General features: G+C 64.9%; 13 protein-coding genes and 1 pseudogene. 10 read left to right on the top strand and 4 right to left on the bottom strand.

The window, feature by feature from the left end:
• Window positions 1-16 precede the first annotated feature (16 nt).
• Complete coding sequence (locus EC839_RS11525; RefSeq protein WP_007161930.1) at window positions 17-355, bottom strand: MGMT family protein; 339 nt, start codon at window positions 353-355, stop codon at window positions 17-19.
• A 239-nt stretch (window positions 356-594) separates the two neighbouring features.
• Here EC839_RS11525 and EC839_RS11530 point away from each other — a divergent pair, with 239 nt between their 5' ends.
• The 10 genes from EC839_RS11530 to pncB all read left to right on the top strand — a co-directional run bounded on the left by EC839_RS11530 (window position 595) and on the right by pncB (window position 9,532).
• Entirely contained in the window at window positions 595-1,602 is a 1,008-nt protein-coding gene (locus EC839_RS11530) for a DUF481 domain-containing protein (RefSeq protein WP_132832552.1), read from the top strand.
• Between the two features lie 151 nt (window positions 1,603-1,753).
• Window positions 1,754-2,221, top strand: coding sequence for an FxsA family protein (locus EC839_RS11535; RefSeq protein ID WP_132832553.1), 468 nt, complete (start codon window positions 1,754-1,756; stop codon window positions 2,219-2,221).
• A gap of 189 nt (window positions 2,222-2,410) precedes the next feature.
• Window positions 2,411-2,704 carry a co-chaperone GroES gene (locus tag EC839_RS11540; RefSeq protein WP_007161933.1) on the top strand — a complete coding sequence of 98 codons (294 nt, stop codon included), beginning with the start codon at window positions 2,411-2,413 and terminating at the stop codon, window positions 2,702-2,704.
• A 39-nt stretch (window positions 2,705-2,743) separates the two neighbouring features.
• On the top strand, window positions 2,744-4,384 hold the full coding sequence (gene groL / locus EC839_RS11545; protein WP_007161934.1) for a chaperonin GroEL: 1,641 nt from the start codon (window positions 2,744-2,746) through the stop codon (window positions 4,382-4,384).
• A 176-nt stretch (window positions 4,385-4,560) separates the two neighbouring features.
• Window positions 4,561-5,235 carry a response regulator transcription factor gene (locus EC839_RS11550; RefSeq protein WP_007161935.1) on the top strand — a complete coding sequence of 225 codons (675 nt, stop codon included), beginning with the start codon at window positions 4,561-4,563 and terminating at the stop codon, window positions 5,233-5,235.
• Window positions 5,236-5,237: 2 nt separating this feature from the next.
• The gene (locus EC839_RS11555; RefSeq protein WP_007161936.1) at window positions 5,238-6,527 is read left to right on the top strand and encodes a HAMP domain-containing sensor histidine kinase; all 1,290 of its coding nucleotides are present in this window, start codon (window positions 5,238-5,240) and stop codon (window positions 6,525-6,527) included.
• A gap of 91 nt (window positions 6,528-6,618) precedes the next feature.
• Window positions 6,619-7,305 (top strand): class I SAM-dependent methyltransferase, encoded by a 687-nt coding sequence (locus EC839_RS11560; protein ID WP_007161937.1) that lies wholly within the window; start codon window positions 6,619-6,621, stop codon window positions 7,303-7,305.
• Between the two features lie 28 nt (window positions 7,306-7,333).
• Window positions 7,334-8,032 (top strand): lipopolysaccharide kinase InaA family protein, encoded by a 699-nt coding sequence (locus EC839_RS11565; protein ID WP_007161938.1) that lies wholly within the window; start codon window positions 7,334-7,336, stop codon window positions 8,030-8,032.
• Window positions 8,029-8,247: a hypothetical protein gene (locus EC839_RS11570; protein ID WP_177416716.1), complete on the top strand. Its 219-nt coding sequence runs from the start codon at window positions 8,029-8,031 to the stop codon at window positions 8,245-8,247. Before EC839_RS11565 ends, EC839_RS11570 begins: the two co-directional genes overlap by 4 nt.
• An 82-nt stretch (window positions 8,248-8,329) precedes the next feature.
• The gene (pncB, locus tag EC839_RS11575) at window positions 8,330-9,532 is read left to right on the top strand and encodes a nicotinate phosphoribosyltransferase (RefSeq protein WP_007161940.1); all 1,203 of its coding nucleotides are present in this window, start codon (window positions 8,330-8,332) and stop codon (window positions 9,530-9,532) included.
• A gap of 157 nt (window positions 9,533-9,689) precedes the next feature.
• On the opposite strand, the gene selO is transcribed toward pncB, so the two are convergent.
• The 3 genes and pseudogenes from selO to EC839_RS11590 all read right to left on the bottom strand — a co-directional run.
• A complete protein-coding gene (selO, locus tag EC839_RS11580; RefSeq protein WP_007161941.1) occupies window positions 9,690-11,150 on the bottom strand; it encodes a protein adenylyltransferase SelO in 1,461 nt (486 codons plus the stop codon).
• A 30-nt stretch (window positions 11,151-11,180) separates the two neighbouring features.
• A complete protein-coding gene (gene mscK / locus EC839_RS11585) occupies window positions 11,181-14,525 on the bottom strand; it encodes a mechanosensitive channel MscK (protein ID WP_007161942.1) in 3,345 nt (1,114 codons plus the stop codon).
• Window positions 14,526-14,623: 98 nt separating this feature from the next.
• Window positions 14,624-15,316, bottom strand: a pseudogene (locus EC839_RS11590) (TrkA C-terminal domain-containing protein); the annotation flags it as partial.
• Window positions 15,317-15,408: the final 92 nt, after the last annotated feature.

Raw genomic sequence — 15,408 nt, forward strand, 5'->3', positions numbered from 1 at the left:
GGAAAAAACGCGCACTCTACTCGACACTCTCAGCTGGATTCCACCGGTACCGACGCATGTCCACCCGGTCCTCGTGCAGCAGCACGCCCTCGGCGCGCAACCGTTCGCGCTGCTCCCGGCCAGAGGGGCTGTCGCGGGTCAGGCTCGGGCGGCCGTCCGCGGCGATCACCCGGTGCCAGGGCAGGGCGCTGCCCTCGGGCAGGCGTCCCAGCACCCAGCCCACCCAGCGCGCGCCGCGACCGAGGCCGGCGAGTTCCGCCAGCTGGCCATAGCTGACCACCCGCCCCGCGGGAATGGCGGCCAGCGCCAGGAAGACGGCCTGACGCCGGGGTTCGAGGGGAGGGGATGCGCTCATGACGCCCTGCTGCTCCGGGGAGAAGAGTGCCAGTGTGCCGAAAAGTTTGGTTACGGTGGTGCTGAAACGTGTCGAGCTGCCACATTCTCCCAAGACGTCCGACCTTTGGGCAGTATTTCCGGAAACTTGCCTAACTTTTACCCAGGAATGGTTGCGCGGGTCTCTGGCACCCGGATAATCGCGCCCCTCTCGTTTCGTTACCTTTCCACCCAAGTCCACCCAAAGGTGTCCTGGTGCCCATGCGTTTTCGATTGCTCTCCTCGCTCGCGCTGTTGTCACTCGCCTCCTTCGCCCATGCCGACACCGTCTGGCTGAAGAACGGCGACCGCCTGACCGGAACCATCAAGCTGCTCGACAGCAAGAAGCTGCTCCTGCAGACCGAATATGGCGGCAACATTCCCCTGTCCTGGGACAAGATCAAGACCCTGCAGCGTGACAAGCCCGTCATCGTCCAGCGCGGCAAGTACGAACCCGATTTCCCGGTGGAAAGCCTCAAGCCGGCCGACGACGGTCAGGTGGTGGTCAGTACTGCCGATGGCCAGCAGACCGTGCCCCTGGCCAGCATCACCCAGATCGTGCCGCCGCGTCCCTTCCTGCGCGACTTCGCCTGGAAGGGCAACATCGACGCTGGCCTGGACTACATCAGCTCGTCCCAGGACAGCGAGAAGTACGACATCGACTTCAAGACCCAGGCCCGGCACGGCATGTGGCGGCACAACGCCAACGGCAGCTATGACCGCTACAAGACCGACGACGTGGTCTCGACCAGCAAGTACGGTCTGCAGTACGCCCTGGATCGCTTCTTCGACGAGAAATTCTTCTGGCAGGGCCGCGCCGAATACAAGCGCGACTGGATCCAGGACCTGGCCAAGCAGCGCACCCTGGGTACCGGTCCCGGTTACCAGTTCTGGGACAACGAGCTGGGCGCCTTCTCCCTGACCGGTCTGCTCAACCACAACCGCTACGAGTACTCCGACGGCGGCTCCGACCAGTTCCTCTCGGCGAGCGTGAAGTGGGACTACAACCGCTATCTGTACGGCCAGACCATCCAGTTCTTCACCACGGGTGAACTGGGCCGGCCGCTGGACAACACCGCCAACTTGACCTTCGATGGCGACGTCGGCCTGAGATACAAGGTGACCAACTGGGCGTCGCTGAACCTCAAGGCGTCCAAGGAACTGACCAGCGGTGCCGAGGGCAACGTCAACCAGACCGAGTACACCGCCGGTGTCGGCGTGTCCTGGTAACGTCATGTTTCCCTAGGCAGGCGCCAACCCGTCAAGGCCGCGATTTTTGCGGCCTTGACGTTTCCGGGCGCCGCCGGGTGGCCACCTTGAAATCGGCGTGGCCGCCTCCATCTCCTGTCTTTCAACCGGTTTCCACCGTGAAGGACCCGAGATGCGCGTGACCGCCTTACTCTTCTTGCTGTTCCCCTTTGTGGAACTGGCCGTGCTCATCAAGATCGGCAGCGAAATCGGCGTGCTCGCCACCTTCGCCCTGCTGTTGCTGAGCTTTCTGGTCGGCGTCGCCCTGCTGCGCGTCGCCGGCTTCACCACCCTCTGGCGCATCCGCATGCGCCTGGCCCAGGGGCAGATGCCCGAGCAGGAAGTCATCCAGGGTCTGACCCTGGCGATCGCCGGCGCCCTGCTGATCTTCCCGGGCTTCATCAGCGATGTGCTGGCGCTCATCTGCCTCCTGCCGGTGACCCGCAAGGCCCTGCTGGGCGCGGTGATCGGCCGGGTGACCCGGCGCAACCCCGGTGCCCAGGGCTACCATGGCCATCAGCCGGGCGCTGGTCAGGCCGCTCCCCATCGCCCCGAGGTGATCGAAGGTGAAGTGGTGCGCCGCGACGAGCAAAAGCACTAAAAATTTTATCCACCACCCTTGAAATGCCTGGCGACAACCTCATGTAGCGGACACCGCAAGGTTGTCGCCGCAAGGCGAGCAGGTTTCGCGTCCTGTCATGCACGGGGCGCACCCGGCGCAGCCGGTAAAAACAAACTGCCGATGCAGTCATCGGCGCTGGAAACACTTAGAACTTTGGGAGATACGACAATGGCGCTTCGTCCTCTGCATGATCGCGTTGTGATTCGTCGCAGCGAAGAAGAGACCAAATCCGCTGGCGGCATCGTGCTGCCGGGCTCGGCTGCCGAAAAGCCGAACCGCGGTGAAGTGGTTGCCGTAGGCACTGGACGCGTGCTGGACAACGGTGATGTCCGTGCTCCGGCGGTGAAGGTGGGTGACAAGGTGGTTTTCGGTCCCTATTCCGGCAGCAACGCCATCAAGGTCGATGGCGAAGAACTGCTGGTGATGGCTGAGTCCGAAATCCTGGCCGTCATCGAAGGCTGATCCCCGCTCACTTTTCGAATTTCTTAGAGGAAACAGAACATGGCTGCAAAAGACGTCAAATTCGGTGACTCCGCGCGCAAGAAGCTGCTGACCGGTGTCAACACCCTGGCCGACGCCGTCAAGGCTACCCTGGGCCCGAAAGGCCGCAACGTGGTTCTGGAGCGTAGCTTCGGTGCTCCCCTGATCACCAAGGACGGCGTATCCGTCGCCAAGGAGATCGAACTCAAGGACAAGATCGAGAACATCGGCGCCCAGCTGGTGAAAGACGTGGCCTCCAAGGCCAACGATGCTGCCGGTGACGGCACCACCACCGCCACCGTACTGGCCCAGGCCATTGTCACCGAAGGCCTGAAGTCCGTGGCCGCCGGCCTGAACCCGATGGATCTGAAGCGCGGCATCGACAAGGCCACCGCTGCCGTCGTCGCCGAGCTGAAGAACCTGTCCAAGCCCTGCGCTGACAGCAAGGCCATCGCCCAGGTAGGCACCATCTCCGCCAACTCCGACGACAGCATCGGCAACATCATCGCCGAAGCCATGGAGAAAGTTGGTAAGGAAGGCGTCATCACCGTCGAAGAAGGCTCGGGCCTGGAAAACGAACTGTCCGTCGTCGAAGGCATGCAGTTCGACCGTGGCTACCTGTCGCCCTACTTCATCAACAAGCCCGACACCATGTCGGCCGAGCTGGACAGCCCGCTGCTGCTGCTGGTCGACAAGAAGATCTCCAATATCCGCGAACTGCTGCCGGTGCTGGAAGCTGTCGCCAAGGCCGGTCGCCCGCTGCTGATCGTCGCCGAAGACGTCGAAGGCGAAGCCCTGGCCACCCTGGTGGTCAACAACATGCGCGGTATCGTCAAGGTCGCTGCCGTCAAGGCGCCCGGCTTCGGTGATCGTCGCAAGGCCATGCTGCAGGACATCGCCATCCTGACCGGCGGTACCGTCATCTCCGAAGAAGTCGGCCTGAGCCTGGAAAGCACCACCCTGGAGCACCTGGGTCAAGCCAAGCGTGTGGTCCTGAACAAGGAAAACACCACCGTCATCGACGGCGCTGGCGTCGAAGCCGACATCCAGGCCCGTATCAAGCAGATCCGTGCCCAGGTAGAAGAAACCTCTTCCGACTACGACAAGGAGAAGCTGCAAGAGCGTCTGGCCAAGCTGGCTGGCGGTGTTGCCGTGATCAAGGTTGGCGCTGCTACCGAAGTCGAGATGAAAGAGAAGAAAGCCCGCGTCGAAGACGCCCTGCACGCGACCCGTGCAGCCGTCGAAGAAGGCGTGGTGCCTGGCGGTGGTGTGGCCCTGGTCCGCGCCCTGGACGCTCTGAAGGATCTGAAAGGCATCAACGAAGAGCAGAACGCCGGTATCAACATCCTGCGTCGCGCCGTCGAAGCGCCCCTGCGCCAGATCGTGACCAACGCCGGTGACGAAGCCTCCGTCGTGCTGGACAAGGTCAAGCAGGGCAGCGGCAACTACGGCTACAACGCCGCTACCGGCGAATACGGCGACATGCTGGAATTCGGCATCATCGACCCGGCCAAGGTGACCCGCAGCGCGCTGCAGGCCGCTTCCTCCATCGCCGGTCTGCTGATCACCACCGAAGCCATCGTGGCTGAGCTGCCGAAAGACGACGCAGCCCCGGCCATGCCCGACATGGGCGGCATGGGTGGCATGGGCGGCATGATGTAAGAGCCGCTCCGGCCCTAGGGCCGAGCCGAACCCCGGTGCTCCTCGCGGACACCGGGGTTTTTTATGGCCGGCCTTTGGCCCGCCTGGTGCTGGTCGAGGGCCCCAGGGCCGGTTAGGCTCTGTGCCGAACAGACGACAACCAGGCCCGCGGCGGGCTCGGGCAAGAGGTCAGCGACATGCGTATCCTGGTGGTAGAAGACAACAAGGACATCCTCAGCAACCTGCTGGATTACCTCAGCCTCAAAGGCTACAGCGTGGATTGCGCCCAGGATGGGCTGTCGGGCCTGCACCTGGCCGCGACCGAGCACTATGACCTGCTGATCCTCGACATCATGCTGCCCGGCATCGATGGCTATACCCTCTGCCAGCGGCTGCGCCAGGATGCCCGCCGCGACACCCCGGTGATCATGCTCACCGCCCGCGATCAGCTCGATGATCGCCTGGAAGGCTTTCGCTCGGGCGCCGACGACTATCTGGTCAAACCCTTCGCCCTGTCCGAACTGGCCGCCCGCGTCGAGGCGGTGATGCGTCGGGCCAAGGGCGGCGGGCGCCGCCAGTTGCAGGTCGCCGATCTCAGCTATGACCTGGACACCCTGGAGGTCAGTCGCGCCGGCAAGCCGCTCAAGCTCAATCCCATCGGCCTCAAGATCCTCGCCCTGCTGATGCAGAAGTCGCCCCACGTGGTGCGGCGCGAGGTGCTGGAGGAGGCGGTGTGGGGCGAGGACTACCCCGACAGCGACAGCTTGCGCAGCCATGTCCACCAGTTGCGCCAGGTGATCGACAAGCCCTTCGAGCAGCCGCTGCTGCGCACCATTCACGGGGTGGGCTACAAACTGGTCGAGCAGGAGTAGCCATGGAATACCACCTGAGCCTGTCACGGCGGATCGTCATCGCCTTCGTGCTGATGACCTTCCTGGTCGGCGGGGTGTTTTCCCTGGGCATTGTCGCGGTGGTGCACACCGTGGAAGAGCGGCTGATCTCCACCGACCTGCGCAACGAACTGGAGCGCATGGTGCAGCGCGACATGAAACGCGGTGGCCAGCCGGTGCTGGATCCCGACATGCGTCTGTATTTCGTGCCCCTCGCCGAGACCGCGCAATTGCCTGACCATCTGCGCGAGCTGCCGATGGGCTTCAGCGAGGTGGAAGAGGATCAGCAGTACTTCTATGCCTATGTGGCCGAGCTGGAGGGCAATCACTTCGTCCTGCTGCAGAACCAGAGCGACTTCGAGGCGCGCGAGCGGCTGCTCTACAAGGTGGTGCTGGTCGGCTTCCTGATCAGCGTGGCCCTGGCCTGGCTGCTGGGCTGGGCGCTGGCGCGGCGGGTGATCGCCCCGGTGGTGCGGCTGGCGCGTCAGGTACGCCGGCGTGACCAGTTGCTCGATGTGACGCCGCCCCTGGCGCCGGACTATGCCAAGGACGAGGTCGGCGAGTTGGCCGGCGCCTTCGATGACGCCCTGAATCGCCTGCGCGCCGCCCTGGCCCGGGAGCGCCTGTTCACCAGTGACGTCAGTCATGAGTTGCGCACCCCGCTGATGGTGATCAATTCCTCCTGCGAATTGCTTGAGGCCACGCCGGGCCTGCCAGCCCGGGCGAAGGGGCCGCTGGAGCGGATGACCCGCGCGGCGCGGGAGATGCAGGAGCTGATGCAGACCTTTCTTGCCCTGGCGCGCAACCAGGGCGACAGCGACACCCAGGCGCCGCGTGCAACCCTGGCCGAGGTGGCGCGACGCCAGACGCAGGAATGGCAGGGGGCGGTGGAAGCCAAGGGCCTGCAGTGGCGGCTGAGCGTGGCGCCGGAGGCTGACCAGGCGCTCTGGCACGAACCCTTCCTGCGCTCGGTAATGAGCAATCTGCTGCGCAATGCGCTGCACTACACCGAGCGGGGTTATATCGGCCTGCAGGTCGGAACCGACGGTTTCGTGGTGGAAGACAGCGGCGTAGGCATTCCCGAGGAGCAGCGCGAGGCGATGTTCCAGCCCTTCGTGCGGGGCGCCGAGGGGCGTGGCGAAGGACTCGGACTGGGGCTGTCGCTGGTCCGCAGGATCTGCCAGCTGCAAGGCTGGAGCGTGACCCTGGGTGACAGCGCGGCGGGTGGCTGTCGCTTTGAGATAGCGCTCCGAAGCGACAGACTAGCGGACTGAGGTTACAGAAATTTCACAATGCCTTGACCGCTGTTTGACAGGGGCCTGGGTAGGGTGGCGGAACTTTTCCACTCCTCCAGGAGCCGCCTCCGTGAAAGCGCCCATCGACCTGCCCTTTTCGCAAAAGTACGACGCTGACCACGCTCGCCAGTATTTCCTGAAGCATCAGGACGGCCTTGCCCGGCGCCTGTCCAACTGGCGCGACCAGCAGCTCGCCCGGCAGGCCCTGAGCATCGCCGGCCAGCCCAATCTGGTGCTGGATCTGCCCAGTGGCGCCGGCCGCTTCTGGCCGCTGCTGGCGGAGAAGCGCAATCGCCTGATCATCGGTGCCGACTACTCGGAAAACATGCTGGCCACCGCCCGTGAACAGCAGCCCGCGGACGTCGTCGCCCGGGTGAAGACGCTGCAGACGTCGGCTTTCGCTATCGACCTGTCCGACAATTCTGTAGATTGTATTTTCTGTATGCGTTTGTTTCACCATGTGGGCGAATCGGCGGACCGTCTGGCCCTGCTGCAGGAGTTCCACCGGGTGACTCGCGACAGCGTCATCCTGTCGCTGTGGGTGGACGGTAACTTCAAGGCCTGGCGGCGTCAGGCGCTGGAGCGTCGTCGCAAGGCTCAGGGCCGCGACCGCGGCGGTTATCAGAACAGATTCATCGTCGAGCGCAGCCAGTTCGAGGCGGAAGTCGCCCAGGCCGGCTTTGTCGTCGACCGGGCCCTGGATTTCCTGCCGGGCTATGCCATGTGGCGGGTCTACGTCCTGCGCAAGGCCAATTGAAGCTATTTCAGAATAAGAGAGGCAGCCGATGGGAGCCGTGACGCAAGGCGAAGAGCGTTTCGATCGCTGGTGGAACACCGCGGGCGACTGGGTGGAAGCGCCCAATGTCCGCCGCGGTGGCGAAAGCGGTGTCCAGCGCCTGCAACTCCCTGACGGCACCCTGGCCTATGTCAAGCGCCAGGTCGGCCACCTCTATCGTAGCCTGCGTCACCCCCTGGGGCGTCCCACCGCCCTGCGCGAGCGCGATGCGCTGATCGCCTTTCGCGATCTGGGTATCCAGGTTCCCGAATTGCTGTTCTGCGATGCCCAGCATGCCCAGGGCGGCTGGCGCGCCCTGCTGGTGAGCGCGGCCCTGGAAGGCTACCAGGACCTCGATCACTGGTATGCCGAAGGCGGTGGCAAGGCGCTTAGCGAGGCCGAGCACGAGCGGTTCCTGGCCACCCTCGGCGAGGTGCTGGCGCGCATGCACCGGCATCGCTGGCAGCACGGTTGCCTCTATCCCAAGCACATCTTCGTCGCCGAACGAGCCGGCCCCCAGGGCAAGGAATTCTCGGTGGCCCTGCTCGATCTGGAGAAATGTCGCCAGCGCCTCGGCATAGACACGGCCGCTCGTCGGGATATGCTGCAATTGCGCCGCCATTCGTCGTGGAATGCTGCGCAATGGCGAACTCTCCTCTACGTTTACCAACAGGCGTTGGGACGGAAGATCAGAGGGTTAGAGCCATGACTTCACAAATTACTCGAGGTTTGCTGATCGCGGCTTTCTGCGGGGTCACCACCCTGGCATATGCGAGCTGGCTACGGCCGGCGGCCGTGGTCGTCGGCAGCGAGGGGCTGGACTACTGCCAGACACCGGTCACCCGCAGCCTGACCACCTCCAGCACCGGTAGCCAGGATCTGCTGCTGTTTCTCTTCGGCATGACCCAGACCCACAACCGCTAGGCCCCCGGGCGGTCAAGCGCCTTTCGCTTCCCCGGCAAGTTCGGCATGCTGTCGATTGACCAATAGCTGCCGAGCCCCGCCAATGATGGCCGATAGTTTTTCCGAGCAGGCCGTGCAGAGCCTGCTGGACACCGACTTCTACAAGCTCACCATGATGCAGGCCGTCCTGCACAACTATCCCAATGCGGAAGTTGAGTGGGCCTTTCGCTGCCGCAACGACGAGGACCTGCGTCCCTACCACGCGGCCATCCAGGCCGAGATCGACGCCCTGGCCGATGTCGCCATCAGTGACAGCCAGCTGGCCTTTCTCGAGCGCATCCCCTTCATCACCCCCGATTTTATCCGTTTCCTGCGACTGTTCCGTTTCAATCCCTCCTATGTGTTCCTGGGTGAGGAAGAAGGGCGTTTCACCCTGACCCTGAAAGGCCCCTGGCTGCACCTGATCCTGTTCGAGGTGCCGATCCTGGCGCTGATCAGCGAGGTGCGCAATCGCCAGCGCCATGCCGACCTGCCGCTGCAGGTGGCTCGGGATCAGCTCTATCGCAAGTTCGACTGGCTGGCCCGGGAGGCGGGCGCCGACGAACTGGCCGAATTCAAGATGGCCGACTTCGGCACCCGGCGGCGCTTCTCCTATGGCGTGCAGGAGATGGTGGTACGCAGCCTCAGGGATGACTTCCCCGGTCGCTTCGTCGGCACCAGCAACGTCCACCTGGCCTGGAAGCTGGGCGTCGCACCCCTGGGTACCATGGCTCACGAGTGGCTGATGGCGCACCAGCAACTGGGCCCGCGGCTGATCGACAGCCAGATCGCCGCCCTCGACTGCTGGGTACGGGAGTATCGCGGACAACTCGGCATCGCCCTGACCGACACCATCACCATGGATGCCTTCCTGCGCGATTTCGATCTCTACTTCGCCAAGCTGTTCGACGGCCTGCGCCATGACAGCGGCGATCCCCTGCAGTGGGCGGAAAAGGCCATCGCCCACTATCAGCAGCTGGGCATCGATCCCCTGACCAAGACCCTGGTGTTTTCCGACTCGCTCAATCTGGAAAAGGCCCTCGCCCTGTTCCGGGCCCTGCGCGAGCGAATCAACGTGAGCTTTGGCATCGGCACCCATTTCACCTGCGACATCCCGGGGGTGCAGCCGATGAACATGGTGCTCAAGATGAGTCGCTGCAACGGCCAGCCGGTGGCGAAGATCTCCGACGCCCCGGGCAAGGCCCAGGGCGGCGATCCCGACTTCCTGCACTACCTGAGGCACGTCTTCCAGGTCAACGGCGCCTGAGCCTATTCAAAGTCTGCTGCGCGTCGGCCAAACGGCGTTGAAAAGCCCTTCAGAATGCTCATTTACTACTCGTAAACTCCGCTTCCTCAGGTCTTTTCGCCTTGTTTGGCTCTAGCTCGCGAGACTTTGAACAGCCTCTGAGTGCCGACGCTTGGTTTCAGGACGAGCAGCTGATCTCCAAGTGCTTGCCCCAGTCCGGCGGCCGCAGGGCGAAGCGTTCGCGTCCCGGCTGAGCCTCGAAGGGGCGTGACAGCACCTCGTGCAGCAGGCGCACCTCGCTGTAGTCGCCCGCTTCGGCCTGCTCGATCGCCTGCTGGGCCAGGTAGTTGCGCAGCACGAACAGCGGATTGACCGCGTTCATGCGGGTGGTGCGCTCGGCCGCCGCGCCGCCTTCGGCGTCCAGGCGGGTGCGATAGGCCTGGCTCCAGTCGTCGAAGCCGCGCAGGTCGATGAAGTCCTCGCGCACCCGGGCCAGCGCCGCGGCGGGTTCGTCTTCGCCCAGCTGGCGGAAGAACAGGTGATAGTCCACGCCGCCCTGCTGCATCAGGGCCAGCAGGCGTTCGACCAGTTCTTGGTCTTCGTCCCGCGCTTCCTGCAGACCCAGACGCCGGCGCATCAGGTCGAGGTAGTGCGCCTGATACAGCGGCAGGAAGAGGGCGATGCTCTCCTGCAGCGTCTCGACCGCCACCTTGGGCGTCAGGGCCTGGGCCAGGGCCGCCAGGTTCCAGTGGGCGATGGGCACCTGGTTGCTGTAGGAGTAGCGCCCCGTGTGATCGGAGTGGTTGCAGATGAACTGGGCGTCGAAGTCGTCGAGAAAGGCGAAGGGGCCGAAATCGAAGGTGAGACCCAGGATCGAGAAGTTGTCGGTGTTCATCACCCCATGGCAGAAGCCGTAGGCCTGCCAGTAGGCGATCAGCCGGGCGTTGCGTTCGACCACCTCGCGAAACAGCGCCGCCCAGGGTTCCGGGGTGCCCAGCAGGTCGGGGAAGTGCGCGGCCAGGACGTGTTCGCCCAGTTGCTCCAGCAGCGAGTGCTGGCGGGTGTAGTAGAAGTATTCGAAGTGGCCGAAGCGCACGTGGCTGGGGGCCATCCGCAACAGGGTGGCGCCGGTTTCCAGCCGCTCGCGCACCACCTGGGTGCTGGAGCCGATCACGCACAGGGCGCGGGTGGTCGGGATGCCCAGGGCGTGCAGGGCCTCGGAGGCGAGGAATTCGCGGATGGAGGAGCGCAGCACGGCGCGGCCGTCGCCCATGCGCGAGAACGGCGTGAGGCCGGCGCCCTTGAGGTGCAGGTCCCAGTGCTCGCCGCGGTCGTTGACCACTTCGCCCAGCAGCAGGCCACGGCCATCGCCGAGGCGGGGGTTGTAGGAGCCGAACTGGTGGCCGGAATAGACCATGGCCCGGGGCTCGGCGCTGTCCCAGAGCTGGGCTCCGGCGAACACCTGGGTGAACTCGGGCGTCGCGGCCACCGCCGGATCCAGGTCCAGCAGGGCCAGGGCGGCGGGCGAAGCGACCACCAGCCGCGGATCGTCCAGCGGCCGGGGGTCGATGCGGGTGGAGAAGTCATCGCCCAGGCGGGCGAATCTGTTGTCGAAGGTCAGGTCGAGCAGCTGTTTCATGGGTCTCCCGAACTATCCGCGCAGGGGCCGTCAGGCCTTGGGTGGCTTGGGATCCTCGGCCTCCTGCTGGGCATCCCCTTCAGGTAGGAGAGGCTTTTTGCCCAGTTGTTTCTCCGCTCCGTGTCGATTCTTCAGGGTGATTTCCATCTGCGGCGTGGACAGCAGGTTGATGCCGGCGTCGCGCAGCAACTGGTCGACCCGGCGGATCAGCTCATCGGTGGCGGCGCTGCGATCGCCCAATTCCCGGACATAGATGCGCAGTTCGTGATCCAGGGTGGTGGCGCCATAGTGGGTGACGAACAGCGAGGGTTCGGGGTCATGCAGTACCCGCGGATTCTCCTTGACCGCCTGCATGATCAGCTGTTGTGCCTGGGCCAGGTCGCTGCCGCGATTGACCCCGAAGGTCAGCACGATACGGGTGACGGTGTCGGTCAGCGTCCAGTTGATCAGCTGGCTGGTGACGAAGGTCTTGTTCGGCACCACCACCGACTTGCGGTCGGCGTCGGTGATATGGGTGGCGCGGATGCGGATCTTGTTTACCGTGCCGGTCACGTTGCCGATGGTGATGAGGTCGCCGACGCGCACCGGGCGCTCGAAGAGGATGATCAGGCCGGAGATGAAGTTACCGAAGATCTCCTGCAAGCCGAAACCCAGACCGACCGAGAGGGCGGTGGCCAGCCACTGCAGCTTGTCCCAGCTCACCCCCAGGGTCGCCAGGGTGGTCACGGTGCCGAAGCCGACGATGACGTAGGAGAGCAGGGTGGTGGTGGCGTAGGCGCTGCCCTGGGCCAGATTCAGCCGTGACAGCACCAGCACCTCCAGCAGGCCCGGCAGGTTGCGTGCAAGGGCGACGGTGAGACCGGCGATCACCAGGGCGATGATGAACACCCGCAGCGTCAGGGGCACCTGGGTGGCGGCGGCGCCGGTGCCGCTGGTGTACTGGTAGAGGGTGACGTTGTCCAGGTAGGAGAACACCGCCACCACGTCGGCCCAGACCAGGTAGAGCACGCCGAGGAAGGCCAGCAGCAGGGTCAGGCGCAGCAGCCGCGAGGACTGCTGGTTGACCTGTTCCATGTCCAGGGTTGGCTCCTGCACCACCTCGACGCCCTCGGCGTCTTCCTGCTGCGCCTGGCGCTTCTGGATGGCGCGCTGGTAGGCCAGGCGCCGCGCGGCCACGCTCAGGCCGCGGGCCAGGGTGGCTTCGAGGATAATCCAGGCCATCAGCACATAGAGGGTGTCCACCAGGCGATCGGTGAGCTTGAGCGCGGTGTAGTAGTAGCCAAAGAGCACGGCGAAGAACAGCACGGCCGGAATGGCGGTGATCATCAGGCCCAGCAGCAGGCGGAAGAACGGCAGGCGCTCGCGGGCGGTGGCGTTGAGCAGGGAGCGACCGAGCATCCAGGCCAGGCTGGCGTAGGCGACCAGGACGATGAGGATGCCGAGGACGTCGTCGGCCAGGCCGGCGAGCTGGCGCTCGGCGATGGCCACCACCGCCATCAGCGCCAGGGCCAGCAGACCCACCCGTCTGACCAGTCGGCGCAACGACTGCGCCTGGGGGCGGGCCCAGCGGAAGTGGGTCTCGGCCACGCCGCCGGAGGCCAGCAGGCGGTACACCGTGTAGAACACCAGCCAGCCGGCGGCGATCTCCAGCAGCGCCGCGCCGATGGCGGCGTTGACCCCGCGTTCGTCACCCTCCAGGGCCACGCCGCCCAGCCAGAGCACCAGACTCGCCGGCAGACCCAGCAGGATGGTGAGCAGGATGGCCTGGGGCGTGTGCAACTGGCTATCGCGCTGATAGTGGCCGATGTCCTGGTTGAGCTTGTTGACCCGCCCATGGATGCGCGGGCGTTGCCAGATCAGGGTGGCGAAGGCCAGCACCAGCGGCAGCAGCAGCAGTGGTCGCTCGGCCAGACCGACATAGAGTTCGTGCAGGCTGGAGCCCCAGGGTACGTCGCGCAGTTGCTGCAGCAGCTTGCCGGGCGCGGTCTTGACCCAGTTCCAGTCCAGCGGCTTGTTGCTGGGAATCCAGAACATCTGCTCGTCGAGGGTGCCGCGCAGGCTGGTAATGGTGCTGCGCAGCTGGTTCTGGTTGAGCTGCAGATCGATGGATTCGCTGAGCAGGGCATTGAGCTCGGTATTGAGGCGCTCCTGCAATTCGCTGCGGGTCTTGAGCAGGTCGAGCAGTTGCTGACGCAGCTGCGGGGTGGCCTTTTCCGGCGGCTGCTGGGCCAGCAGATTGTCGACATAGCCTTCCGGATTAGCGATCTGGGCGCGCTGCTGATTGAGTTCGAACTGATAGAGACGCAGATCGGCGATGTCGTCGGTGAGGTCCTTGTTGACCTTGATCGAGGGCAGCGCCGCTCGCTGCTGATAGAGCAGCTTGGACAGCAGCACGCTGCCCTTGAGCACGCCGATCTGCTGTTCCATGTTCTCGGTGGTCTGCTTGAGCTGATCCAGCTGCTGGCGCGACTCGAGATTGCGGCGATTGAGGTCGTTGAGGCGATCGGTGGCGCGCAGCAGGTAGTCGGACAGTTGCAGATTGAGCCCGGTCTCCTGGGACAGCACATCGTCCCCGGCGGTCTTTTCCGATTCGCGAGAGGCTTCGGCCAGGGTCTTTTCCGATTGCTGGCGGCGCTTGCCGCTGATCAGCGTCTGCAGGTCCAGGGTCTCCTGCTCGTAGCGCTTGACCTGCTCGGTGAAGAGTTCGCGGCGGATGGCACCCAGATCCTGCAGCACGCTGTTGCCGGCCAGTTCCTGGCGCAGCAGCTGGATCTGCGCATTGGCGGCCGCCTGTTCCGCCAGCAACTGCCCGCGCCGTTCGGCGGTGAGGGGCTTGGCGTTCTCGCGTCCGGCCTTGAGCAGATCGGCGATCTGCTGCTGGCGCGTCTGCAGATTGGCGATGTCGACCTGGGCGCGTTCGGGGCGCGTCTGGGCATTGATCACCAGACTGTTGGCCGCATTGAGGTCGTCTTGCACGCTGTTGAGCGCCAGGCTGGTCTCGCTCAGGCGCTGCTCTAGGGCCTGGGGGGTGGCGCCGGCATAGCGCTGTTCGGCCGGCTTGATCGGCTCGGCGCGCAGGCGCGCCAGTTGTCGCTGGGCGTCCTTGGTCTGCTGCGGCGCCTGGGCCAGTTGCTGGCGCAGATCGGCCAGCTGCTTGACGTATTGGTCGCGCTGGTCGAGCAGCTTGAGGGTCTGCTGCAGGCTGTCTTGGGCGGCACTCTGCTCGGGAGCGGGCAGCTTGCGATCGGCCAGACCGTTCAGGTTCTGCTGCACCTGCTGGGCATCGGGCAGCCCGGAATCCTGAGCCAGGGCAGGAAGGGTGAACAGGCAGCCGCAGAGAGCGGCGGCGCGAAGCAGAGCGGACAGGCGATGCATGCGGCAGGCGTCGGGCAGTGGAAAGGCGCGAGGTTAAAGCGGCGCTGCCGAGGGCGCAAGATAGCGCCTTCCAGGGCGCGAACCCTGTTCATCCACGGTTAAAGAAAGAGCGCGGGCCCGTTGCTGCGGCCTTCGGGAAACTTGACGCCGACCTTGCGCACGCGCTTGTTCTCGATGGCCGCGACGATCCAGACCAGGCCGTTCCATTCCACCAGGTCGCCGACGATGGGTTCGCCGCCGATCTCGTGGGTGATGAAGCTGCCGAGGCGCTGATTACCGTCCACCTCGCCCAGTTGCAGACCGTAGAGCGCGGCCACGGCGCTGAGTTCGGCGTCGGCTTCCAGGACGAAGTCGCCGAAGAATCTCTGGGTCTGCTGCGGCGCCTGGCTGAACAGTCGGCCCAGGGCGGGCAGGTCGTGCTCGTGACCGACCACGCAAAGGATGTCGCCCGCTTCCAGGGTGGTACTACCGGAGGGGTGCAGCAGGGTCTCGCCACGGAACAGGGCGGCGATGCGAGTGCCCTCGGGCATCTTCAGCTCGCGCAGGGCCGCGCCGATGCACCACTTCTCGGCGCCCAGGCGATAGATGAACAGCTCCCACTCGCTGGTCGGATGGACCTGCAGGCCGGCACGGGAAAAGGGCGCCGGCTCCGGCGGGACCGTCACCTTGAGCAGCTTGGCCGCCAGCGGCAGGCTGGAGCCCTGTACCAGCAGCGATACCAGCACGATGAAAAAGGCCACATTGAAGAACAGCTGGGCCTGGGGCAGCCCGGCCATCATCGGGAATACTGATCTTGCCCAGCAGCCGTGGACACGGGTTTAAGCACACATCCTGGCCTCGAAGGCCTCTGGGCTGATGTGCCCCAGCGTGCTGTGTCGCCGCT

The sequence above is a fragment of the Pseudomonas sp. JUb52 genome (assembly GCF_004341115.1).
GTDB lineage: Bacteria > Pseudomonadota > Gammaproteobacteria > Pseudomonadales > Pseudomonadaceae > Chryseomonas > Chryseomonas oryzihabitans.